Annotated in this window: 23 protein-coding genes and 1 tRNA gene; 13 read left to right on the forward strand and 11 right to left on the reverse strand. The window is 68.5% G+C overall.

From position 1 onward, the window contains the following. The first annotated feature begins 111 nt into the window (after positions 1 to 111). On the forward strand, positions 112 to 1743 hold the full coding sequence (locus tag HYG95_RS12125; protein WP_067493732.1) for an ABC-F family ATP-binding cassette domain-containing protein: 1632 nt from the start codon (positions 112 to 114) through the stop codon (positions 1741 to 1743). A gap of 142 nt (positions 1744 to 1885) precedes the next feature. After that, on the forward strand, positions 1886 to 2155 hold the full coding sequence (locus HYG95_RS12130) for a helix-turn-helix domain-containing protein (RefSeq protein WP_181698073.1): 270 nt from the start codon (positions 1886 to 1888) through the stop codon (positions 2153 to 2155). Positions 2156 to 2269: 114 nt separating this feature from the next. Here the strand turns inward: HYG95_RS12130 and HYG95_RS12135 are convergent, their stop codons facing one another. The 4 genes from HYG95_RS12135 to HYG95_RS12150 all read right to left on the reverse strand — a co-directional run bounded on the left by HYG95_RS12135 (position 2270) and on the right by HYG95_RS12150 (position 4964). Beyond that, complete coding sequence (locus HYG95_RS12135; protein WP_181698074.1) at positions 2270 to 3229, reverse strand: hypothetical protein; 960 nt, start codon at positions 3227 to 3229, stop codon at positions 2270 to 2272. A gap of 16 nt (positions 3230 to 3245) precedes the next feature. Beyond that, entirely contained in the window at positions 3246 to 3662 is a 417-nt protein-coding gene (locus HYG95_RS12140) for a hypothetical protein (protein ID WP_181698075.1), read from the reverse strand. A gap of 308 nt (positions 3663 to 3970) precedes the next feature. After that, the gene (locus HYG95_RS12145) at positions 3971 to 4390 is read right to left on the reverse strand and encodes a thioesterase family protein (protein WP_181698076.1); all 420 of its coding nucleotides are present in this window, start codon (positions 4388 to 4390) and stop codon (positions 3971 to 3973) included. Between the two features lie 82 nt (positions 4391 to 4472). Then, complete coding sequence (locus HYG95_RS12150) at positions 4473 to 4964, reverse strand: cupin domain-containing protein (RefSeq protein ID WP_181698077.1); 492 nt, start codon at positions 4962 to 4964, stop codon at positions 4473 to 4475. Between the two features lie 65 nt (positions 4965 to 5029). On the opposite strand from HYG95_RS12150, the gene HYG95_RS12155 reads away from it, so the two are divergent. Then, a complete protein-coding gene (locus HYG95_RS12155) occupies positions 5030 to 5575 on the forward strand; it encodes a MarR family winged helix-turn-helix transcriptional regulator (protein ID WP_181698078.1) in 546 nt (181 codons plus the stop codon). A 9-nt stretch (positions 5576 to 5584) separates the two neighbouring features. On the opposite strand, the gene HYG95_RS12160 is transcribed toward HYG95_RS12155, so the two are convergent. The 3 genes from HYG95_RS12160 to acnA form a co-directional block, all read right to left on the reverse strand. Next, positions 5585 to 5661: transfer RNA gene (locus tag HYG95_RS12160), tRNA-OTHER, on the reverse strand. A gap of 17 nt (positions 5662 to 5678) precedes the next feature. After that, complete coding sequence (locus HYG95_RS12165) at positions 5679 to 6248, reverse strand: TetR/AcrR family transcriptional regulator (RefSeq protein ID WP_181698079.1); 570 nt, start codon at positions 6246 to 6248, stop codon at positions 5679 to 5681. Between the two features lie 132 nt (positions 6249 to 6380). Continuing rightward, entirely contained in the window at positions 6381 to 9176 is a 2796-nt protein-coding gene (gene acnA / locus HYG95_RS12170; protein WP_225280700.1) for an aconitate hydratase AcnA, read from the reverse strand. A 302-nt stretch (positions 9177 to 9478) separates the two neighbouring features. On the opposite strand from acnA, the gene HYG95_RS12175 reads away from it, so the two are divergent. Together HYG95_RS12175 and HYG95_RS12180 are read left to right on the forward strand one after the other, a co-directional pair. After that, positions 9479 to 10030, forward strand: a complete 552-nt coding sequence (locus tag HYG95_RS12175) for a DUF6676 family protein (RefSeq protein WP_181698081.1) — start codon at positions 9479 to 9481, stop codon at positions 10028 to 10030. 265 nt (positions 10031 to 10295) lie between these two features. Then, positions 10296 to 11723 (forward strand): NlpC/P60 family protein, encoded by a 1428-nt coding sequence (locus HYG95_RS12180; protein WP_181698082.1) that lies wholly within the window; start codon positions 10296 to 10298, stop codon positions 11721 to 11723. A gap of 18 nt (positions 11724 to 11741) precedes the next feature. On the opposite strand, the gene HYG95_RS12185 is transcribed toward HYG95_RS12180, so the two are convergent. Both HYG95_RS12185 and HYG95_RS12190 read right to left on the reverse strand, forming a co-directional pair. Further along, a complete protein-coding gene (locus HYG95_RS12185) occupies positions 11742 to 12557 on the reverse strand; it encodes a barstar family protein (RefSeq protein WP_181698083.1) in 816 nt (271 codons plus the stop codon). Between the two features lie 9 nt (positions 12558 to 12566). Then, positions 12567 to 14513, reverse strand: coding sequence for a Hint domain-containing protein (locus HYG95_RS12190; RefSeq protein ID WP_181698084.1), 1947 nt, complete (start codon positions 14511 to 14513; stop codon positions 12567 to 12569). Positions 14514 to 14945: 432 nt separating this feature from the next. On the opposite strand from HYG95_RS12190, the gene HYG95_RS12195 reads away from it, so the two are divergent. From HYG95_RS12195 to HYG95_RS12230, 8 genes are all read left to right on the forward strand, one after another. Further along, positions 14946 to 16112 (forward strand): MoxR family ATPase, encoded by a 1167-nt coding sequence (locus HYG95_RS12195; RefSeq protein ID WP_181698085.1) that lies wholly within the window; start codon positions 14946 to 14948, stop codon positions 16110 to 16112. Positions 16113 to 16135: 23 nt separating this feature from the next. Further along, positions 16136 to 17092 (forward strand): DUF58 domain-containing protein, encoded by a 957-nt coding sequence (locus HYG95_RS12200; protein WP_181698086.1) that lies wholly within the window; start codon positions 16136 to 16138, stop codon positions 17090 to 17092. Then, the gene (locus HYG95_RS12205; protein WP_067635960.1) at positions 17089 to 18093 is read left to right on the forward strand and encodes a VWA domain-containing protein; all 1005 of its coding nucleotides are present in this window, start codon (positions 17089 to 17091) and stop codon (positions 18091 to 18093) included. The genes HYG95_RS12200 and HYG95_RS12205 overlap by 4 nt, the downstream gene beginning before the upstream one ends. Positions 18094 to 18177: 84 nt before the next feature. Next, positions 18178 to 18894, forward strand: coding sequence for a 3-oxoacyl-ACP reductase FabG1 (gene fabG1 / locus HYG95_RS12210; protein WP_181698087.1), 717 nt, complete (start codon positions 18178 to 18180; stop codon positions 18892 to 18894). 71 nt (positions 18895 to 18965) lie between these two features. Then, positions 18966 to 19802, forward strand: coding sequence for an NADH-dependent enoyl-ACP reductase InhA (gene inhA, locus HYG95_RS12215; RefSeq protein WP_181698088.1), 837 nt, complete (start codon positions 18966 to 18968; stop codon positions 19800 to 19802). Continuing rightward, a complete protein-coding gene (locus HYG95_RS12220) occupies positions 19802 to 20851 on the forward strand; it encodes a ferrochelatase (protein WP_181698089.1) in 1050 nt (349 codons plus the stop codon). Before inhA ends, HYG95_RS12220 begins: the two co-directional genes overlap by 1 nt. An 85-nt stretch (positions 20852 to 20936) precedes the next feature. Beyond that, positions 20937 to 21329, forward strand: coding sequence for a hypothetical protein (locus tag HYG95_RS12225; RefSeq protein ID WP_181698090.1), 393 nt, complete (start codon positions 20937 to 20939; stop codon positions 21327 to 21329). A 91-nt stretch (positions 21330 to 21420) separates the two neighbouring features. After that, the gene (locus HYG95_RS12230) at positions 21421 to 21801 is read left to right on the forward strand and encodes a hypothetical protein (RefSeq protein ID WP_181698091.1); all 381 of its coding nucleotides are present in this window, start codon (positions 21421 to 21423) and stop codon (positions 21799 to 21801) included. A gap of 47 nt (positions 21802 to 21848) precedes the next feature. Here the strand turns inward: HYG95_RS12230 and HYG95_RS12235 are convergent, their stop codons facing one another. Both HYG95_RS12235 and HYG95_RS12240 read right to left on the reverse strand, forming a co-directional pair. After that, positions 21849 to 22664 (reverse strand): hypothetical protein, encoded by an 816-nt coding sequence (locus tag HYG95_RS12235; RefSeq protein WP_181698092.1) that lies wholly within the window; start codon positions 22662 to 22664, stop codon positions 21849 to 21851. Positions 22665 to 22722: 58 nt separating this feature from the next. Then, entirely contained in the window at positions 22723 to 23535 is an 813-nt protein-coding gene (locus tag HYG95_RS12240; protein WP_181698146.1) for a DUF3097 domain-containing protein, read from the reverse strand. Between the last annotated feature and the right edge of the window lie 141 nt (positions 23536 to 23676).

Raw genomic sequence — 23676 nt, forward strand, 5'->3', positions numbered from 1 at the left:
GTTCGAGGCGCCGACAGCGGGGCGGTAAAATAAGTGGTTCTTGCCGGAACCGTCGGTGCACCATGGAGACGGTTCGGCGACCATCTGCTTTCGATATCGAGGAGAAGCTCTGTGATCACGGCGACCGACCTGGAGGTCCGGGCCGGAGTCCGCACCCTGCTCTCGGCTCCCGGGCCGGCGCTGCGGGTGCAGTCCGGCGACCGGATCGGACTGGTCGGGCGCAACGGCGCGGGCAAGACCACCACCCTGCGCATTCTCGCGGGTGAGGGCGAGCCCTACGCCGGAAAGATCACGCGCTCCAGCGAGATCGGTTACCTGCCGCAGGATCCCAAGGAAGGCGATCTCGACGTGATCGCCCGCGACCGCGTGCTGTCGGCCCGCGGTCTCGACGCGCTGATCCGCGACATGGAAAAGCAGCAGCTGCGCATGGCCGAGGTCGCCGACGACGCCGAACGCGAGAAGGCCATCCGCAAGTACGGGCGCCTGGAAGACCAGTTCTCCTCCCTCGGCGGCTACGTCGCCGAGAGCGAGGCCGCGCGCATCTGCAACAGCCTCGGCCTGCCCGACCGGATCCTCGACCAGCAGCTGCGCACCCTGTCCGGTGGTCAGCGCCGCCGCATCGAGCTGGCCCGCATCCTGTTCTCCGCCTCCGACGGCAGCGGCGGGCGCTCCGACCGCATCCTGCTGCTCGACGAGCCGACCAACCACCTCGACGCCGACTCCATCACCTGGTTGCGCGGGTTCCTGCAGAACCACGACGGCGGCCTCATCGTCATCAGCCACGACGTGGACCTGCTCGACGCTGTGGTGAACAAGGTGTGGTTCCTCGACGCGGTGCGCGGTGAGCCCGACGTGTACAACATGGGCTGGAAGAAGTACCTCGACGCCCGCGCCACCGACGAGCAGCGCCGCGTCCGCGAGCGCGCCAACGCGGAGAAGAAGGCGAGCGCGCTGCGTCAGCAGGCCGCCAAGCTCGGTGCCAAGGCCACCAAAGCCGCTGCGGCACACCAGATGGTGCGTCGCGCCGAACGGTTGATCTCCGAACTCGACGACGTGCGCGTGGCCGACAAGGTGGCCCGCATCCGGTTCCCCGAACCCGCGCCGTGCAGCAAGACTCCGCTCATGGTCAAGGACCTGACCAAGCTCTACGGTTCGCTCGAGATCTTCACCGGCGTGAACTTCGCCGTGGACAAGGGATCTCGCGTCGTGGTGCTCGGCCTCAACGGTGCCGGTAAGACGACCATGCTGAAACTGCTCGCCGGGGTGGAGACTCCGACCGCCGGGGGTGTCGAACAGGGCCGTGGCCTCAAGGTCGGCTACTTCGCCCAGGAACACGACACCCTCGACGACCAGGCGACGGTGTGGGAGAACATCCGCCACGCCTCCCCGGACGCGGGCGAGCAGGAACTGCGAAGTCTGCTCGGCGCCTTCATGTTCAGCGGCCCGCAGCTCGAGCAGCCGGCGGGCACCCTGTCCGGTGGTGAGAAGACCCGTCTCGCGCTGGCCGGTCTCGTCTCCTCGGCGGCCAATGTGCTGCTGCTCGACGAACCGACCAACAACCTCGACCCGGTCTCGCGTGAACAGGTCCTCGACGCGCTGCGCACCTACGCCGGCGCGGTGGTGCTGGTGACCCACGACCCGGGCGCGGCCGAGGCGCTGAACCCGGAACGGGTGATCCTGCTGCCCGACGGCACCGAGGACCATTGGTCGGCCGAGTACGCCGAACTCATCGATCTCGCCTGAGCGAACTCGCCCTTCAGCACGGAGATCGGTGTGTCGCGAGGGAACTCGCGGGGTTTTCGTGAGGTTCGTCACTGTTTTTCGTTGATCGCCGGGTGCGGAGTGTCTAGCCTGGAATGAGCTGCTCGGCGACTCGGAGGAAGCCATGAGCGACAGTGCGAGACAGGCCGCTCGATCGGCCAAGGCAACATCGACAGGCAAGGCCGCGCTGGGGAAGGGCACCCGGGTCACGGGCAAGTCCCGTGACAGGTTGCAGTCCCAGCTGAAGAAGCAGTACGAGGCGGGTGCCAGCATCCGCTCCCTGGCCAGGGCGACCGGCCGCTCGTACGGCTTCATTCACAATGTGCTGGTCGAATCGCATGTCGAGCTGCGCGGCCGTGGCGGCGCCAACCGCAGGAAGAATCCTGAGACATAGCGGCTGGCGCCGCGGTTCTCGGCCCGGGAGGCCTCGATCTTCCCTCCCTCCGGGCACTCCTTCGTCGCACCCTCCGCTCAGTCCAGATCGAGGCGGCCGAGAACCCTGGACTGATCACCAGCCGGGTACCGCGCCGTCACCCTGCACCAGCAGATTCGCCAGGCTGGTGAACAGGGGCAGACCCGTCTTGATCTCCAGGTAGGCGAACTGGCCCTGCGGATTCACCTCGAGGAAGTAGTACTCGCCGTCGACGCCCAAGCGCAGGTCGACCACACCGAAACTCAAGCCGAGCGCGCCCATCAGGGTGGCCAGCGACTTGCTCACCGAGGCGGGTAGCCGGTCGGGGGCGAACGCCACCGAGGTGTCGAGCCGCGAGTCGACCCGGCCGACACCCGCCTGTGAGTCGATGCGCACCGCCCATTCGACGCCGTCGACCCACACCACCCGCAGATCGCAGGTGGCGTCCACGTAATCCTGGAAGGTCGTCGGCGTCGAACGGATCGATGTGAGCCGGCCCAGCTCGGGCCGGGTGATGATGCGTGTCTCGGAGAACTCACCACGGCCCGTGCCGGTGCGTTTGTAAACCACGGGGACCGAACGGGATTCGACGAAGCTGCGCGCCTCGTCCGGGTCGTTGGTGATGAGCGTTTCCGGGACGGCGAAACCGGCCCGGTGCGCCGTTTCGAGCTGCACGATCTTGCGGCTCGCGGTGCGTTCGGCGGCCGGGTCGTTCACCCAGTACGCCGGGATCGACCACAGCATCCCCTGCAGGAAACCGTCGCATTCGGCCTGGCGGAACTCGTCGTCGGCGGCGCGCACGCCGTGCGGGACGCGGCACGGGTGCGGCCTGCGCCACCACACCGCGCGCACGTCGTCCAGGCCGTGCACATGCGACAACGCCCGATTCGTTCCGGCCTTGTCGAGACGGAAACTGCCTGTCTCGGAAGGGAAGTCGCGCAGGTCGAGCCGGATGGGATCGAGGCGGTGGTGCTCGCGCAACGTGACGGCCAGTGCGTCGGCGTGCAGGTCGTCGGTTTCGGAGACGATGAGCACCGCGTCGGTCGCGCGTTCCATGACTGTGTCGGCCGTTTCAGTCGAGACTGTCGCAGTTGATGCCGTCGTGGAAGGTGAACGTCGCCCCGGAGGTGCCGCCACGCTCGGCGATCCGGAGTTTCGCCGCCCAGCTGCGGGTGGCTTCGGCGAGTTGCTCGTCGCCGAGGGCTTCCGACGGTGCGGGGGCCAGCGTGATGGGTCGTTCGACGAGTTCCACGCGCATCCGGCGGGTGAAATCCGCGGTGGCGCCGGGCCGGATGTCGACCTGCACCTGTCGCCCCTCCGCCGCGCGCTCCTCGGTGAGCCGCAGGATGTCGCGGCGATCGAAGGTCCAGGTCCCGCCGTCGACGCGGACCGTGACATCGCGCTCGGACTCGGCCACCAGCTGTCCGCGCAAGGCGGGGCCCCGGCTTCGGGACGACGCGGTAGCGGGGAGGTGGATGGCGTCGGTCATGGGCACTCACTCCGATCTTCTCGTCTGCTCGCGATTTGCCAGAACCCCTCTAGGCGCTTCGGATCATAACGTGAGCGAACCTTTCACCGAGGGTGTTCGCGAGATTTACGGAGCGCCGGGCAAACCGCCGAGCGGCGCGTGATCGCCTAGCGGGACGAGAATTTCGGGCAACCGGAGTGTGTGCAGGTATCCGACACGGGCAATCGATCAGCAAACGAAAACAGCAACGGCGCGGCAGGCACCCCGGCGAAGTTGCCGGTCGATACCTGCCGCGCCGTCGGTCATGTCCCGCGGTGTCGGCCGCTATGTCACAACCCGAGGATTTCGGGGTTCTCGGCGAGGGAGCGGAAGTGGCCCGCGGGATCGGCGACGAGTCGGCGGGTGGTCAGGTCCATCGCCCCCGCGGTGACGGTGATCTCGGCGGCGACCGTGCCGTCGAGTTTGATGATCCGGTGGTGGAAGCGGAACACCTTCTCGCCGTCGCGCCAGTCGAAGGCGCAGGTCACGGTGACTTCGTCACCGCCGCGCAGTTCGCGCTTGTACTTGATCGTCGACTCGAGCACCACCGCGCCGATGCCGCTGGCGATGAACTTGTCCTGCGGGATGCCTGCCGCGCGCAGCAGTTCCCAGCGCGCGTGCTCACCGTACTGGTGGTAGACGGCGTGGTTCAGGTGGCCTTGGGTGTCGAGCTCGTAGCCGCGGACGAGGACCGGTACCGAGAACGTCATACAGCGTACAACTGGCGCCTTCGCGCGCAATGTTCCCGATTCCGGTGCAACCTCGGCCACATTCCGGCCGCCCGCGTATAGGTCAGCGGCGCTGGGCGTTCCGTTCGGCTGTCCACGCGGGCGCGTCGATGAAGTAGTTGTCGAATTCCGCTTGGGCGGCGAGGAGTTCGGTGTGATCCGCCGTGCCCTTCGCGAGCCGGTCGAGCAGGTGGAAGTACTCGAATCGCTGCACGCCCGGCATCAGCGCGATGAGGATGCGGGCTCCGCTGTCGGGTGTGGCGCCGAAGGCGTGCGGCATCTGGCGTGGGACGACGAGCGATCCGCCCGCGCCCACGGTGAGGATGCGGTCGCCCGCCATCACCTGCAGCTCGCCGTCGGCGACGTAGAACAGCTCGTCGGAGCGGGTGTGATAGTGCGGTGCGGCCCCGTCGGCGCCCTGGTCGAGGGTCACTTCCACGGTGCTCACCGTGCCGTCGCTTGCCTCGGAATCGGTGAGCAGTCGCACGCGGACGCGGTCGGTGCCCAGCGTCTCGGCGTCCTCGGGCCGGCAGAGGGCGATATCGCGGGTGTCCATGACAGTTCCGTTCGTCGGTTGATAATTCGCTACCGAACTATATCTCGTCGAATAGAATCCTGTCCATGGATGAATCGACCGCCGACGCCGTAGACGCGATCGCCGCACAATGGCGCCGCGAACGCCCCGACCTCGACCTGGCGGCGATGGCGGTGTTCGGCAGACTCGGTCGGCTGCTGAATGTCGCCACTGCCCGGATCGAATCCGTGTTCACCGCGCACGGACTGCAGCGCGGGGAGTTCGATGTGCTTGCCGCGCTTCGCCGTTCGGGTGCGCCGTTCGAACTCAACCCCTCGGTGCTCGCGGACACTCTGATGTTGTCGCGCGCGGGCATGACCGGGCGGATCGACCGGCTGGAGGCGGCGGGGCTGGTGCGGCGCATCGCGGATCGGGTGGATCGGCGGGCCGTGCGGGTGGCGCTCACCGAGCAGGGCCGAGAGCTGGTCGACCGGGTCGTCGTCGCGCACACCGAGAACGAGACGGCCATGCTGTCGGTGCTGGACCGCGACGATCAGGTAGCGCTCGACAGGATCGCGCGAAAGTTGTTGGGGGAGTGGGAGAACGGACCCGATCCCGCTGCGGGGGATGGAGGCACGCGGTCTTCCCGCTGAGCGCTCGGGTGGCCATGGAGGCGGGAATCGAACCCGCGGCATCCGTCCTGCGGAAGTCGGCGCTCTACCTACTGAGCTACCCCATGGCCGAGTCGAGCCCAGCTCAGGACTCCTTGCGCCGCACGGATGCTTCGACGAGATCCAGTACGGCGGAAAGGTTTTCGTCGGTGTGGCCGGAGGCGATGCGCGCGATCAGGCCGTCGAGGACCAGGTCGAGATAGCCGAGCAGGACGTCGGTGGGGACGTCGTCGCGCAGGGCGCCCGCGGCCTTGCGGCGCTCCAGGCGGGCGAGGGTGGCGGCGGTGAGTTCGGCCGAACGCTGGGTCCACCCCGCGCGGAAGTCGGGATCGGTGCGCACGCGGCGGGCGATCTCGAGGCGGGTGCCCAGCCAGTTGAATTCTTCGGGGCGGGCGAGCATATCGCGCATCACCTGCACGATGCCCTGGGTGGCGGCGACCTCCGCCATCCGTTCGGCGTCGTCCTTGGCCAGGGCGAAGAACAGGGCGTCCTTGTCCCGGAAGTGGTGGAAGATGGCGCCACGGGACATGCCGATGGCCTCCTCGAGGCGGCGCACGGTGGCGCCCTCGTAGCCGTATTCGGCGAAGCAGCGCCGGGCACCGTCGAGGATCTGGCTGCGGCGGGCGGCGAGGTGGTCGTCGCTGACCTTGGGCATGATTCCTCCAGTGACGCCATATGCGGACCCCCGCCCCGGAACACCGAGGCGGGGGACTCACAGCACGAAGAGCATCCGAGCGGATGCCCTTGTGGCGCGGCATCGTTCGACACCGCGCCACCGATCGGGCAACTAGCCGCGGATCATGTTGCGCAGCACGTACTGCAGGATGCCGCCGTTGCGGTAGTAGTCGGCCTCACCGGGGGTGTCGATGCGGACGACCGCGTCGAAGGTGGTGACCTTGCCGTCTTCGGCGGTGGCGGTGACCTTGACGGTCTTGGGGGTGACACCCTCGTTGAGGGCGGTGATGCCCTCGATGTCGAAGGTCTCGGTGCCGGTCAGGCCGAGCGACTGAGCCGACTCGCCCTGCGGGAACTGCAGCGGCACAACGCCCATACCGATGAGGTTGGAGCGGTGGATGCGCTCGAACGACTCGGTGATGACGGCCTTCACGCCCAGCAGGCTGGTGCCCTTGGCGGCCCAGTCACGCGAGGAGCCCGAACCGTACTCCTTGCCACCCAGCACGACCAGCGGGATGCCCGCGGCCTGGTAGTTCTGCGAGGCGTCGTAGATGAACGCCTGCGGGCCACCTTCCTGGGTGAAGTCGCGGGTGTAACCACCCGAGACGTCGTCGAGCAGCTGGTTGCGCAGCCGGATGTTGGCGAAGGTGCCACGGATCATGACCTCGTGGTTACCGCGCCGCGAGCCGAGCGAGTTGTAGTCCTTGCGGGCCACACCGTGCGAGTCCAGGTACTGCGCGGCCGGGGTGCCCGGCTTGATCGGACCGGCCGGGGAGATGTGGTCGGTGGTGACCGAGTCGCCGAGCAGCGCCAGCACGCGGGCACCCTTGATGTCGGCGACCGGCTCCGGATCCATCTGCATGCCCTCGAAGTACGGCGCCTTGCGGACGTAGGTCGAGTTCTCGTCCCACGCGAAGGTGTCGCCCTCCGGGGTGGCCAGGTTCTGCCAGCGCTCGTCACCGTCGAAGACGGTGGCGTAGGAGTTGCGGAACATGTCCTGGTTGATCGAGGACTTGATGGTGTCGTCGATCTCCTGGGCCGAGGGCCAGATGTCCTTCAGGAAGACATCGTTGCCGTCGGAATCCTTACCGAGGGAATCGGTCTCGAAGTCGAAGTCCATGGTGCCCGCGAGCGCGTAGGCGATGACCAGCGGCGGGGAGGCCAGGTAGTTCATCTTCACGTCGGGGGAGATGCGACCCTCGAAGTTGCGGTTACCCGACAGCACGGCGGTGACCGAGAGGTCGTTGTCGTTGATCGCGGCCGAGATCTCCTCGGGCAGCGGGCCGGTGTTACCGATGCAGGTGGTGCAGCCGTAGCCACCCACGTAGAAGCCGAGCTTCTCGAGGTAGGGCCACAGGCCGGCCTTCTCGTAGTAGTCGGAGACGACCTGCGAACCCGGCGCCATGTTGGTCTTCACCCACGGCTTGGTCGACAGGCCCTTCTCGACCGCGTTGCGGGCGAGCAGCGCGGCGCCGAGCATGACCGACGGGTTGGAGGTGTTGGTGCAGGAGGTGATGCCCGCGACCACGACAGCGCCGTGGTCGAGCACGAAGTCGCCACGCTCGGCCGAGCGCACCGTCACCGGCTTGGACGGACGGCCCTTGGCGCCGTTGGCCGCCGAGTGCGCGGGGGTGTAGGCGTCACCGGCGTGGTCGGCCGAGACCGAGACCGGATCGGAGGCCGGGAAGGTCTCGTCGACCCCCTCGTCGAGCGCGGTGTAGTCGCCCACGTAGTCGACGATGTCGGAGCGGAACGCCGACTTCGACTCGCTGAGCAGGATGCGGTCCTGCGGACGCTTCGGACCGGCGATGGACGGCACGACGGTGCTCAGGTCCAGCTCCAGGTACTCCGAGTACGCCGGCTCCTTGTCGGCGTCGTGCCACATGCCCTGTTCCTTGGCGTAGGCCTCGACGAGCGCGAGCTGCTCGTCGGTGCGGCCGGTCAGGCGCAGGTAGTTGATGGTCTCCTCGTCGATCGGGAAGATCGCCGCGGTGGAACCGAACTCGGGGCTCATGTTGCCCAGGGTGGCGCGGTTGGCCAGGGGGACCTCGGAGACGCCCTTGCCGTAGAACTCGACGAACTTGCCGACCACGCCGTGCTTGCGCAGCATGTCGGTGACGGTGAGCACCACGTCGGTGGCGGTGACGCCCGGCTTGATCTCACCGCTGAGCTTGAAGCCGACGACGCGCGGGATGAGCATGGAGACCGGCTGGCCGAGCATCGCGGCCTCGGCCTCGATGCCGCCGACGCCCCAGCCGAGCACACCCAGGCCGTTGACCATGGTGGTGTGTGAGTCGGTGCCGACACAGGTGTCGGGGTAGGCCTGGCCGTTGCGGACCATGACGGTGGGCGCCAGGTACTCGATGTTGACCTGGTGCACGATGCCCATGCCCGGGGGGACGACCTTGAAGTCGTCGAAGGCGCCCTGGCCCCAGCGCAGGAACTGGTAACGCTCGCCGTTGCGCTCGTACTCGAGCTCCACGTTGCGCTCGAGGGCGTCGGCGCGGCCGAAGACGTCGAGGATCACCGAGTGGTCGATGACCATGTCGGCGGGGGAGAGCGGGTTGACCTTGCTCGGGTCGCCACCGAGGGTGGTGACGGCCTCACGCATGGTGGCCAGGTCGACGATGCAGGGCACGCCGGTGAAGTCCTGCATGATCACGCGCGCGGGGGTGAACTGGATTTCCACGCTCGGCTGCGCCGAGGGGTCCCAGTTCGCGATCGCGCGGATGTGATCGGCGGTGATGTTGGCGCCGTCTTCGGTGCGCAGCAGGTTCTCCGCCAGCACCTTCAGGGCGTAGGGCAGCTTCTCGGTGCCGGGAACAGCCGAGAGACGGAAGATCTCGTAGGAGTTGCTTCCGACCTCGAGCGTGCCTTTGGCGCCGAAGGTATCGATACTCTTCGTCACGTCAGCTCCACTCATTGGTGAGGGTGTGCCGCCGGCGGGGCTGTGCCGGCGGCTCGCGTCTTCGGAGGGGGATCCGGCGCCGTGAGATGCCGGTTTCCTCGCCGTACGAGCCTAACAGTACGCTTGTCCTATGAAATAATCGGGGCGCCGCGTCAGCTCATGGTGTGCCGTGGCGACCGGTTCCCGCGCGCCGTCGCGTACTGTGCCTGTCGAGCGAGTCGGGGACAGACGCAGTGACGCTCACCTTGGCAGTGTTGGATGCCCGTCGCATCGCGACCGGGGCTCGACAGACCGGATGGAAAATGACCGTCTTGCACACCTTTGCGCCGATGGCCGTCGAACTGCCGCCGAACACGGATCTGGGCAGTCTCCGCTCCGACCTCGCCGACAACCACGTGGCCGCGCCCAAGGGCAAGGACCAGCAGGAACTGGCCGCGATCGTCGCCGAGGCGCGGGCGGACGGCATTCCGCTGAGTGTTGTCGTCGTTCCCGGTAATCCCGGCCACGATTCGAGCCTACGTGACCTGGCCACCGAGCTGGGCAAGAACACCGAGGGCACGGTCGCGGTGCTGAGCGACGACTGGATCGGCACCTACAGTGACGACATCAGCCGGGTCCGGCTCGAGTGGGCCGAGGATGTGGCCAAGTACCGGGGCAACCACCCCGAGGAGGCCGTGTCGGCGTTCGTCGGCCGCCTCGAGCAGCCCGAGGGCGTGTCGTGGGGCGCCGTCACCGGCGTGATGCTGGCGTTGACCGTCCTGGTGATCGCGGGGCTCTACTTCGTGAAGGCCCGGCGCGGCCCCGACGATGACGCGGTCGTTGTCGCGGGCGACGATGCGGGTTCTCTCCGTTAACTGGTTTCTCTCCAGTCACATTTCCAGACCTTCGGTCTGTTTCTGCGCGTCGAAACATGGCGCACCTCAAGCTAATGCCGGGCAATCGCCGAATTGATGTCCCGTCCTGCCGTGGCAGTTGTTTCCTTTGTGAAATATGTGTCGTACGGTAGCGGTGATCGCGATCGGGAAAGCAGTGGTACAGGGGGCATTGGTCGACCCTTGGGGTCGCTGAGTCGGCTGATGCGCCAGTGGCGTATGTCGAGTCGAGTCACTCGGAGGTGCCGTGCGCGGTGCGAGCGGGCAGGATCAACCAGGGCGGTTACGGATAGCGATCGGATTGCTGGCCGTGCTCGCTGTCGTCGTGACCGCGGGCCCGACGACGGCCGTGCCGCCGTCGCCACCACCGAACCCGTCCGACAGCGAGATCGCGGGCGCGGGCGCCGAGGTCGACGCGCGCGTCGGGGAGATCGGCGCCCTCATCAACCGGGTCGCCGTCGCCGATCAGCAATTACGTGCCCTCGACGACGCCCTCGCGGGCAAGCGCGAGGCCGTCAACCAGGCGCTCGTCGACCTGCAGACCGCGCGTGACGCCGCAGGCGCGGCCGCTGCCGCCGTGGCCGACAGCCAGGCCCAGCTCGCCGACGTCGGCGCGAAAGTCGTCGCCGCCCGAGGCGATTTCGATCAGCTCGCCACCCAGGCGTATGTGCGTCCGTCGTCCAGTTCGGTGGTCACCTATTTCGCGTCGTCCACGCCGGACGCGGCGATGGACCGCGCGCAGGTGCTGAGCATGGTGTCGAAGAATCAGCGCCAGGTGCTCGACGACCTGCGACGCGCCCAGATCGCCCAGGCCAACCAGAACGCCGCGGCCCGTCAGGCCAAGGCCGACGCCGACGCCGCCGCGAGTGCGGCCGAACAGAAGAAGCACGCCGCCCAGGCCGCCGTCGACGTCGCCAAGGCCGAGTTCGACAACCAGGCGGCGGCCCGCGACACCCTCCAGCGCGACCGCACCGCCGCCCAGATCGCCCTCGACACCGCCCGCTCGACGGTGGCAGGCCTGCAGAGTCAGCGCGAGATCTTCCTCGACTGGGACGATCAGCAGAAGGCCCAGCTCTCCGCCCTGCTCGCCGCCGCCAACGCGGCCGCCGCCCGCGCCGCCGCCGATCAGGCCGCCCGCGACCGCGCCGCCCGCCTCGGCGAGGACCAGGGCCCGCACACCGACCTGGAATCGACACCGACCGCACCGCGAAAATCCAAACCGAGATCGACGACCCCACAGGTCACCGGCTCGGCCGCGATCGAGACCGTGATCGACCGCGCCATGTCCCAGCTCGGCGTGAGCTACGCCTGGGGCGGTGGCGACGAGGAAGGACCGACCCTCGGCATCCGCGACGGCGGCGTCGGCGACTCGCACGGCGACTACAACAAAGTCGGCTTCGACTGCTCGGGCCTGATGCTCTACGCCTTCGCGGGCATCGGTGTCTCCCTGCCGCACTACAGCGGCTACCAGTACAACGCGGGCACCCGGGTCCCCGTCGAGGAACGCGAACGCGGCGACATGCTGTTCTGGGGCCCGGGCGGCAGCGCCCACGTGGCGCTCTACCTCGGCGACGGCACCATGATCGAGGCCCCCGAATCCGGTGACGTGGTGAAGATTTCGCCCGTGCGCGAAGGCGGCATCATGCCGTACGCGGTGCGCATCGTCACCGAGTGAACGCCGCGGTACCGGGGGCTATTCGAGTACGACGGTCGCGCCTGCGTCACGGAGGGTGGAAACGGCCAGCTCCATCCAAGTCATCGGCCCGGCGAGCGTCTCGACCACCGTATCCAGGTGCCGCGCCGAGGCGTCCGAATCGCGCCATCGAACGGTCAGTCCGGGGCGATCTCGCGCGCACTCGCGCAATGCCATGAAGTTGGCGCCGAAATAGCCGCCGGGGCCATTGGCCGCTTCGCCGATGGCACAGTAGAAACCCGCGAGGTCGGTGATGTCGCCGCCGTTCACCGTGATCACAGTGGGCGGAGGCTTCGGCGGAAGGTGGCGTTCGTAGCGCATCGCGACCTCGAGCCAGCCTTCACGCTCCGCCTGCGTCAGCCCGACCCACTGTCCGGCGAGTGTCAGCCGCCCGTGACGAAGTCGATCCCACGCGGCATCAGCGGATCGATGCGCGAGTCGGCTCACCCATCCGGTCATCGAGAACGCGGGGCCGTGATCCTCGGCATGGGTCAGCGCGACTGCGCCGACCCAGTACCGTCCGATGGTGTTTCCGGCCTCGTCGAGTACGTCGAGGTCGAGGTCACCGAGGTCGGCAGGCCGCCGCGTCGACTCGACGCTCGCGCGGAGCATCGGGCCGACCGACCGGATGCCGTCCGCCCGGAAATGTACCGGTACCAGGCCTTCGGGGGCACAAGCATCGAACTCGTCGCCACTGTTCGCGTCACCGACGAAGAAGTCGTCGAGGCGATCGAACGAGGCGAGCAGCGGGTGGTCGGTATCTTCCGAGCGGAGCGCGAATCGCGCACTCGGGCGCGGGTTCCCAGTGATTGTCATGCTCCACCATCAGTCGGCATAGACGATAATTCGCCCGTAGTGGTTGTCCGTCCAACCAACATCGCCATACGCATTGCGAAGAAGCCGGAACTGATTACCGAGGCCGGGGACCTCATAGATCGATGAATCCGCCCATTTTCGGGCAACAGCCGCTGGTGTGCCGGGCCGGCCTTCGAAGATGTCCGGCGTGCCGTCGGGGTTCAGCCGTTGCGGCAGTTGCCCGGCACGCAGTAGTTCGACAGCATTGCGAATCTCCTTCCTGGCGGCCGGCGGCCCGCCCTTCGGTGCAGGGCAATTGTGCACGAGCACGCTCGTGTTCCCCGCGACCACGTAGTACGTGTGTGGGCCGTCGACCTCGAGGTTGTAGACCGGTACGTGCGATACCTCCCGGCGCGCTTCGACGACACGTGGTCGTTCGTCCGCACGACCGGCGAGCAGGGTGCCCGGCTTCAGATCGCCGGCGTCCACCCACCGCGACAGGGTGGGCACCCAGAACGGGTGGTTGGTCGTCGCGGAGATGATCGCGGTTCGGTCACCGTCGGTGATCGTCAGGGTGACGAGTTCGCGGGATCGTCCGCCGATGCCGTGGACGACAGACCGCACCGACGATGTCGACCGCAGCCCTGCCGACGGCGCCGCCACGGCGACCGGCGTCCCCACGGTGATCTGTTGAATCGCACGAACTGTGCCGTCGGCCAACAGGACCGGAGTACCCGCGACGAAACTGTTCGCGGCGTCGCAGTCGGGCTCGCGCAGACCTTCTTCTATGGCGTCGAGCAGACCCTGCACCTGCGCCTGCCCGACGGCCTCGGCGACCACCTCGGTGTCCGCGGCGAAGCGGGTCTCGTAGTTCACGGTGCGGCGTTCGGCCTGTGCCTGACGCTCGGCGGCGGCCTGTTTCTCGGCGCTGACCGCGGCGAAGACCGCACCGGCCTCGGGCGCTGTACACGTGAGCTCGCCGTTGAACCCGTTCGTCTCGAGCGGGAACGAACCACTCGCGCTGCAGCGTCCACCATGGCGGCCTTCGACCGAGATCGTCGCGGTGAGGGTGACCGTCGCCGTTCCGGTGACGCGGGCTCGGTCCGAGCGGGTGATCCGGCCGGTGAACGGTTGCCGGACAGAGCATCCCGCCGTGCTGCAGGTCAACGCGCCCTGGCCGGGACGGAAGGTGAAGTCGCTGTTCACCGCGCCGGCGAGCCGGCCGATCGCGTTCTGCAACGCGGCCCGCACCTGATCGGTTGAGTCCGCGACTTCGGTGAGAATCAGCTCGGCAGCGTCGGTATCGTCGGCCGGCGCCCACCGCAGCACCCGGTACGGTTCCGAGACCGAGATATCGAGCGTGCCCTCCTCGGTTTCCGCGCGCAGCGCGGGTTCGTCACCCACCTGGACGCGGCCGCGGAGGTCCGCGCGGTCCAGCTGGGCTGCCAGCCAGCTCGCCAGCAGCGCGGGGGAGGAGAACACGGCGGCTTCGGTCTCGATGGCCTCGGGCGCGGTCTGCCATTTGTCCCGATTCGCCGCGCTGACCGGTGCCCGCCCCAGGTCGTCGCGCGTGCCCGAGGTAGGCCCGAGGTAGAGCTGCCCGCCCGCGCGCACGATCTCGGAGGACTGCCCGTCGACCGAAACCGTTCCGGTGGTGTCGCCGGTCGCGGTGACGGTCACGTCCCAGGTATGGGCGCTGCTGGGCACGATGGTCCGGTACCGCAGCGCCGGTTTGGACGACAGCGACGACAACGCCTGGTAGAACGGCGCGCTGCTGCCCGCCGGTTCCGGCCACGCCAGCCACACCGCCGCGCCGACGACCAACGCGAACACCGTCACCACCGAACCGACGACCAGCCCGATCACCCGCCCGCGCGGGCGTGGCTTTCGAAAGTCGAAGACCGGCTGCGGTGGGTAATGGATCGGGTGGCCACCATACGGCTGCCCCTGACCGAACTGCGGATTCCCCGGATACATCGCCAATCGTTCCCCCCGGCCCGAGAATTATTCGGGCGCAATGTGTTTCGCGAGGGAGGGTAACAAGCCGGCCGGGTTCGGGCGAGTCGTCGGCGAAATCGTCCGAACGCCCGGGCCGTCCACGCCGTTGCCCGGCTGCGGTTCGAGCAGGCGTGCCGCCACTGTCCGCGCGGGCGAGGAAGCACACGCACACACTTGTCGTGCGACGACAACGACACCGGTCGACGAATTCGGCGATGTCGCCGGACCCGCCGCGCACCTGGCGGATTTCGGCAATGATGCAGGTAGTGTCCCTGCACTCCGCGCTCGCGCCCGTTCGGGCGCTCGCACCGAGAGGGCCGAATTGCCGCCGAGTCATGGCCGGTTGCGGCGCACCGGGCGATTCAATGGAATAGTTGGGGCCGCACGCACAGGACCAAAGCGAAAGCGGGGATGTTGGTGACTTCGACGGAAGGTGTGAGCGGGCCGAAGCTGGCGAAGGACGCCGGTACGGCAACGCCGAGCACCCTGGAGCGTGACGTCCAGACTCTCGAGAAGGCGATCTACGAGGTCAAGCGGGTTATCGTCGGCCAGGATCGGCTCGTCGAGCGGTTGCTCGTCGGTGTGCTCGCACGTGGCCACGTCCTGCTCGAGGGTGTACCCGGCGTCGCGAAGACCCTTGCCGTGGAAACGTTCGCCAAGGTCGTCGGTGGTTCGTTCTCGCGGGTGCAGTTCACCCCCGACCTCGTGCCGACCGACCTGATCGGTACCCGCATCTACCGGCAGGGCCGCGAGGAGTTCGACACCGAACTCGGCCCGGTGGTCGCCAACTTCGTGCTCGCCGACGAGATCAACCGCGCGCCCGCCAAGGTGCAGTCGGCCCTGCTCGAGGTGATGGCCGAGCGCAAGCTGTCGATCGGCGGCAAGACCTACCCGATGCCCGATCCGTTCCTGGTCATGGCGACCCAGAACCCGATCGAGAGCGAAGGCGTGTACCCGCTGCCCGAGGCGCAGCGCGACCGCTTCCTGTTCAAGGTCGTCGTGGACTACCCCTCCGTGGAGGAGGAGCGCGAGATCATCTACCGGATGGGTGTGAGCGCGCCGGAACCCAAGCAGATCCTCGAGCCCGAGGACATCATCCGGCTGCAGAAGGTCGCCGCCAACGTCTTCGTGCACCACGCGCTCGTCGACTACGTGGTCCGCGTCATCAGCGCCACCCGCACCCCGGCCGAGTTCGGCATGCCCGACGTGGCGAGCTGGATCTCCTACGGCGCCTCCCCGCGTGCCAGCCTCGGCATCATCGCCGCCGCCCGCGCGGTCGCGCTGATCCGTGGCCGCGACTACGTGGTGCCCCAGGACGTGGTCGAGGTGATCCCGGACGTGCTTCGCCACCGCCTGGTGCTGTCCTACGACGCGCTGGCCGACGAGGTTTCGCCCGAGGACGTCATCAAGCGGGTGCTGCAGACCGTGGGTCTGCCGCAGGTCGCGCCGCAGGCCGTCGGCGGCCCGCAGAACTCGCAGCCGCCGGTGCCCCAGCCGCCCGCTCCCCAGTCCCAGCCTGCGCCGCAGCCGGTGAACGGGCAGCAGTCCCAGCCCGCCGGCCACGTCGCACCCCAGTGAGTGCGCCGGAACCCGTTGCCCGCGTGCCCGAGCCGTCTCACGTACCGCCGTCGTTCCGGGCGGGTGAGCTGACCGACCCGAAACTGTCGGCCGCGCTGAAAACGCTCGAGCTGACGGTGCGCCGCCGCCTCGACGGTGTGCTGCACGGCGACCACCAGGGTTTGATCCCCGGCCCGGGTTCGGAACCGGGGGAGGCGCGGCTGTACCAGCCGGGCGACGATGTGCGCCAGATGGATTGGTCGGTCACCGCCCGCACCACCCATCCGCACGTGCGGCAGATGATCGCCGACCGCGAACTCGAGACCTGGCTCGTGGTCGACCTGTCGTCGAGTCTGGACTTCGGCACCGGGCGCGTGCAGAAACGCGACCTGGCGATCGCGGCGGCCGCGGCCATCACCCACCTCACCTCCGGCGGCGGCAACCGCATCGGCGCCGTCGTGGCGACCGGTCAGGATCTGGTCCGGATTCCCGCGCGCGCCGGGCGCCTGCACGCCCAGACCATGCTGCGCGGCATCGCGACCACCCCGCACGCGCGCGACGGTGTGCGCGGTGACCTGAAGGCGGGCATCGAATCGTTGCGCCGCCCGCAGCGCAAACGTGGTCTCGCGGTGGTGATCAGCGACTTCCTCGGCGACGTGGACTGGCAGCGTTCGCTCCGCGCCATCTCTGCCCGCCACGACCTGCTCGCGGTGGAGGTGCTCGACCCGCTCGACATCGCACTGCCCGACGGTGGCGATGTCGTCCTGCACGACCCGGAGACCGGGCACACCCGCGAATTCAGCGTGACTCCCACGCTGCGCGCCGATTTCGCCGCCGCGGCCAACGCGCAGCGCGAACAGGTGCATCAGGCGCTGCGCAGTTGCGGCGCGCCGGTGCTGAGCCTGCAGACCGATCGGGACTGGATCGCCGACGTGGTCCGGTTCGTGTCCACCCGGCGCCACAATCTCGGCGCCCCGAGCGGGCGGGTGCCTCGCCAGTGAGTATTTCGCATTTCACCGCCGCCGCCTGGCTGGGTTTCCTCCTCGTCGTCGCGCTGCTGGTCCTCGGTTATGTGCTCGTGCAGCGCGCCCGCCACAAGCGGATGCTGCAGTTCGGCAACATGACCGTGCTCGAGCGGGTCGCGCCGTCGCGGCCGAGCCCGATGCGGCACGTGCCGATCGCGCTGATCCTGGTCGGGCTGATCCTGCTCACCATCGCCGCCGCCGGGCCGACCGCCGTGCAGAAGGTGCCGCGCAACCGCGCGACAGTGGTGCTGGTGATGGACGTGTCGCTGTCGATGGAGGCCACCGATGTGCCGCCCAACCGGCTGCAGGTCGCGCAGGAAGCGGGCAAGGACTTCGTCGAGGGACTGACCCCCGGTATCAACCTGGGTTTCGTCACGTTCGCCGGTACCGCGTCGGTGATGGTGTCGCCCACCACCAATCGTGAGGCGGTCAAGCACTCGATCGACAACATCAAGCTGGCCGAGCGCACCGCCACCGGTGAGGGCATCCTGACGGCCCTGCAGTCCATCGACACCCTCGCCGCGGTGCTCGGTGGCGCGGAGACGCCGCCGCCCGCGCGCGTGGTGCTCATGTCCGACGGCAAGCAGACCGTGCCCGACGACAAGGACATCGACAACCCGCGCCACGGTTTCACCGCCGCCCGCCTCGCCAAGAACAAGGGCATCCCGGTGTCGACCATCTCCTTCGGCACCGAGTGGGGCACCGTCGAGATCCCCGATTCCGACGGTGGCGGCTCGCAGCGGGTGAAGGTCCCCGTCGACAACGACTCGCTGCGCGAGATCGCCGAGCTGTCCGGCGGCGACTTCTACACCGCCTCCTCACTCGCCGAGCTCACCGCTGTCTACGACACCCTCGAAGAGCAGATCGGCTACGAGACCACCCGGGGCGATGCCAGCAGGCCGTGGCTGCTCGGCGGCATGTTGTTCGTCGCGGCGGGCGTGCTCGTCAGCTTGCTCTATCGTCAACGCCTGCCCTAGCTTGCCGTACTCGGCGTTGTGAGCAGTCGCAACGGTGCGACCCTGACGCCGGGCCCTGGAACCAGAACAGATAGGTTGGACCCTATGTCGAACGTCACATCCCGGTCGGTGCTGGTCACCGGCGGTAATCGCGGAATCGGTCTCGCGGTGGCCCAGCGCCTGCTCGCCGACGGGCACAAGGTCGCCGTCACCCATCGCGGGTCGGGCGTGCCCGAGGGACTGTTCGGGGTGAAATGCGATGTCACCGACAGCGAGTCGGTCGACCGGGCGTTCACCGAGGTCGAGGAGCACCAGGGTCCGGTGGAGGTGCTGGTCGCCAACGCGGGCATCACCGACGACACGCTGCTCATGCGGATGACGGACGAGCAGTTCGAGCGCGTGATCGATGCGAACCTCACCGGCGCTTTCCGCTGTGCCAAGCGCGCCAACCGCGCCATGCTGCGGGCACGCTGGGGCCGGATGATCTTCCTCGGTTCCGTCGTCGGCCTCGGCGGTGGTCCCGGCCAGATCAACTACGCATCCTCCAAGGCGGGCGTCATCGGTATGGCTCGCTCGATCACTCGCGAGCTGGGTTCGCGCTCGATCACCGCCAACGTTGTGGCGCCCGGTTTCATCGAGACGGACATGACCGCCGAGCTGCCCGACGACCTGAAGGAAACGGCGAAGAAGTTCATCCCGCTGCAGCGGCTCGGCCAGGCGGAAGAGGTGGCCGCCGTGGTCAGCTTCCTCGCTTCCGAGGACGCCCGCTATGTCTCCGGTGCGATCATCCCGGTCGACGGCGGCATGGGCATGGGCCACTGACCCGCTGACCGACTCCCCGTGGCGGGCGATCAGCCCGCCGCATCCCCGAATCGCAGGAGAACCGAAAACCCATGGGCGGACTGCTCGAAGGCAAGACCATCCTGATCACCGGCATCATCACCGATTCCTCGATCGCGTTCAGCGCGGCGGCGGTCGCGCAGGAGCAGGGCGCGAAGGTGATCATCACCGGCATCCCCGAGCGGCTGCGTCTCATCGACCGCATCGCCAAGCGGCTGCCGCAGGAAGTGCCCCCGGCCATCCCGTTGGACGTCACCAACGAGGAGAACCTGGGCGCGCTGGCCGACGCCGTGCGTGAGCTGGCACCCGAGGGCATCGACGGCGTGCTGCACTCGATCGCCTTCGCGCCGAAGACCCTGATGGGTCCGGACGCGGTGCCGTTCCTCGAGGGCCCCGGCCCCGATGTGGCCAAGTCCTTCGAGATCTCCGCCTGGAGCTACGCCTCGCTGGCCCGCGCCGTGCTGCCGGTGATGAACGAGGGCGGGTCGATCGTCGGCATGGACTTCGATCCGCGCGTGGCGATGCCGTACTACAACTGGATGGGCGTGTCCAAGGCCGCGCTCGAGTCGGTGAACCGGTACGTGGCCCGGGAAGTGGGTTACGCCAAGAAGATCCGCTCCAACCTGATCGCCGCAGGCCCGGTGAAGACCCTCGCCGCCAAGGCCATCGCCGGTACCGCCACCGACGACGCCAAGCAGCTGCGTCAGCTCGACGAGTACTGGGACGGCGCGTCGCCGATCGGCTGGGACGGTGCCGACGCGCGCGCCGTAGGCAAGTCGATCGTGGCGCTGCTCTCGGATTGGCTGCCCGCCACCACCGGCTCGATCATCTATGTGGACGGCGGCGCGAGCCACAACATGTGGTTCCCGGAGAACTTCACCTCCAACTGATGGCCGACGCGCTGCTGCTGCTGTCGTTCGGCGGCCCCGAGGGTCCCGAGGACGTGCTCCCGTTCCTGGAGAACGTCACCCGGGGCCGCGGGGTGCCGCCGGAACGGCTGGCCGAGGTCGCCGAGCACTACCTGCATTTCGGCGGGGTCTCGCCGATCAACGCCCTCAACCGGCAGATCATCACCGCGCTCGCGGCCGATCTGGCCGACGCCGGACTCGACCTGCCGGTGTATTTCGGCAACCGGAACTGGCATCCGATGGTGGAGGACACCGTCGCCACGATGACGGCCGACGGTGTGCGCTCGGCCCTGGTCTTCCCCACCTCCGCGTGGGGTGGGTATTCCGGCTGCCGCCAGTACGACGAGGACATCGCCCGAGCTCGCGCCGCCGTGGGTGCGGGCGCGCCCGAACTGGTGAAGCTGCGCCAGTATTTCGATCATCCGCTGCTGATCGCCGCTTTCGCCGATGCGATCACCGCTGCGGTGCAACAGCTTCCGGCCGACCACCGCGAGGGCGCGCGCCTGGTGTTCACCGCGCACTCCATCCCCGTCGCCGCCGACAATGTCGCGGGACCGCCGGCCGACGGTGGCCGCCTCTACAGCAGGCAGGTCGCCGAAGCCGCCCGATTGTGTGCCGCCGCAGCCGGTTTCGCCGAGTACGACGTGGTGTGGCAGTCGCGGTCCGGGCCGCCACAGGTGCCGTGGCTCGAACCCGACATCGTCGATCACCTGGATGTGTTGCACGCCAAGGGAATCGAGTCCGTCGTCGTGTGCCCGGTGGGATTCGTTTCCGATCATCTCGAGGTGATCTGGGATCTCGACAACGAGGCGGCCACCAGGGCCGGTGAACTCGGGATGGCCTTCGCGCGCGCCGCCACACCCGGTACCGATCCCCGTTTCCCCCGGATGATCGTGGAGCTGATCCAGGAGCGCCTCAGCGCGGGCGACGTGCGTGAGCTCGGCGAAGTCCCCGGTTACGGCTGCACGGTCGACGGCGCGCTGTGCGCTCCCGGCTGCTGCGAACTGCCCCCGCGCCCCGCGCGTGCGTGAGCACAACCGCATAACCATTCACCGCCCGCGCCTATTACGCGGGTAGGCTGGGCGGTTGTTGTGATCGACAGATCGGAGGCATCCGATGCGCTCGACAAAACGCCGTCACGCGGCCGCGCTGCTCCTGCTGCCCGTCGCCGGGACGTTCGCCCTGGCCGGCTGCGGCGGTGATTCCGGGTACGAGACCGGCCCCGAACCGACCGAGCCGACCATTTCCCAACCGACCGTCGACAGCCTGTGCAGCATCCTCGACTCCCAACAGGGCACCTGGAAGGCGCTCGGCCCGGAGGTCGGGCGGGTGGCGTTCAACGGAGCCATGCGCCTGTGGGCGCAGCGCGACACCATCGCCAATGCCGCCATCTCCTACGACCGCTTCGTGGTCGACGAGGTCACCAACCGCAGCTGCCCCGGGGTTCGCGCCGACACCCTCACCGTCCTCGACTACCCGGATATGAAGACCGCGCTGAACGGATTCTGAAGCGGCGGTTCCCCGTTGGTGAATCAGGTGGGTTAGCATCGCCGGTGTTCTTCGGCCGGGAGGGTCGAGCAGCCGCGACGGGGGAGGCCCGATGAAGACTGTCCACACGGCGGAAACGATCTTTGCCAAGCGGGGTGGCGGCGGCGGGGTGAGCGTCGGGGTCGGCCTGCCCGACTGGGTGTGGCTGATCATCATCGCCGTGATCGTGCTCATCGTGGTGATCGTGCTGATCCGCAAATTCGGTGGCAACTCGAATCAGGGTGCGCCCCAGCACATGCCGCAGCAGTTCGCCCAGCATCAGCAGCCGTACCCGCAGCAGATGCCGCCGAACTACGGCCACCCGCAGGGCGGATACGCGCAGGCTCCCTATCCGCCGCAGTACCCGCAGGCGCAGTACCCGCCTCAGCAGCCGATGCCCTACCCGCCGCAGCGGGCGCCGTACCCGAATCAGTACCAGCAGCCGTATCGCTGACCGCCGGCCCGCTCGTCGGATGAGCTGTCGGGCAACCTTTTCCGGTGTCAGGCCGCTGGTCGCGCGGCCGCGTGGATGGCGACCAGCCGGGCCTGTCGGATCGTGTTCCACAGCGGACGCAGCAGTGATTCGTGGGCGCCGATGGCCGTAGCCGAGGTCGGCGACGACGCCGGTTCGTGTTCGGCGACCGTGAGAATCGCCGCGACATGGTCGGCCGTGTCGAGAATCCGCTTGGCGCGCAACGGAATCGAGTCGGGATAGGCGTGCTTGGCGTAGGCGGCGAGTTGGGCTTCGATCTGCTCGCGCGGGTCGGCGTCCGACGGGCCGATCGAGGTGGTGTGCAGCTGCATGAGCGCGTCGGCGGCGTCGCGGACCGCTTCGCGCATCGTGTACTCGGCGGCGCCGAGGGTCATGTCCGGGTCACCGACGGGCGGGACGATCACGCTGTAGACGGTCCACTGCAGGGTGTCGTCGTCGTCCCAGTGCGGGATCAGACCGGTGCCCTCCTGGCCGGGGACGCCGATCAGGATGCCCTCCTCCGCATCGATGGCATCCGCCGCGAAGGCGCTGCCCACCGGCAGGCCGCGCACGTCGCCGGGTGCGGGCAGCACCAGGCGCAGGTGTGCGCCCGAGGGAGCCATCGCCTCACGGATGACCTTGAGCAGCGGCATGGCGCCGGTGCCGGGAAGGTCGCCGCGGGAGGTCCACGGTAAGTCGGTGCGGCCACCGGTGGCCGGGTCGCCTGCGGCGATGGTGTGGCGTGGCGCCCAGGCGTGCAGCGACTCCAGCACGTCGTCGGGCGCGCTGGTACCGGCCAGCCAGGAGCCGGCCCAGACCGTCAGCGTGGCACTGGGAGAGCACATAATCATCGAGCATAAAGGTTCGCCCCGATCCGTGTGCCGGGTCTGACCTGCGGTCGAGCTACTCGGGCTCGGTGACGAAGTCGATGAGCCGTTCCACCGCGCCGATCAGCGGCGCCTCGAGATCACGGAACGAGTCGACCGCGTTGTACACCCGGCGCCACCCCTCCTGCGGGGTACCCCAGCCGAGCCTGCGGCAGATGCCGGTCTTCCAGTCCTCACCGCGCGGCACCGTCGGCCAGGCCTCGATCCCGACGGCGGCCGGACGAACCGCCTGCCACACATCGATGAAGGGGTGCCCGGTGACCAGGACGTGCGGGCCGAGCCCCGTGGTGAGCTGGGACTCCTTGGAACCGGTCACCAGGTGGTCGACGAGCACCCCGACCCGCGCCCCTGGACCGGGCCCGAACTCGGTGAGGCGGGCGCCGAGATTGTCGAGACCCGCGAGATGTTCGACGACCACGCCCTCGACCCGAAGATCGTGGCCCCACACCCGCTCGACGAGTGCGGCGTCGTGCACGCCCTCCACCCAGATGCGGCTGCCGCGGGCCACCCGCGCGCGCAACCCCTCCACACGCGTCGAGCCGGACGCGGAACGGGTCGGTTGCTTCGGTGCGGCGACCTTCGGGCGGACGAGCGTCACCGGTTTGCCGTCGATGAGGAACGCCGCCTCGCGCAGCGCGAACAGGCGGACCGCCCCGCGCCCGTCCTCGAGTTTCACGAACTCGCCGTCGTAGCTGCGGTCGAAACCGACTACGGCACCGCAGAATCCGCTCGCCGCGTCCTCGACCACCAGATCCCGTTCGGCCGCCACCTGCGGTACCGGCGTCTTCTTCGTCCGGTTGTGGCCTGCGTAGATATCGCCGCTGTACATGTCACGCGCACTCACCCGCCCGAGCTTAGAGCCGTCGGCGCCGGGCTAGCGGGAGCGGCGCGCGAAACCGTTGGACCACAAGATCGGCTCCGGGGGCGGGCGACGCCGCCCGCGACGGCCCGATCGGGGCTAGGCTTGGGT

The sequence above is a fragment of the Nocardia sp. GTS18 genome, from assembly GCF_013839555.1.
Classification (GTDB): Bacteria; Actinomycetota; Actinomycetes; order Mycobacteriales; family Mycobacteriaceae; genus Nocardia; species Nocardia rosealba.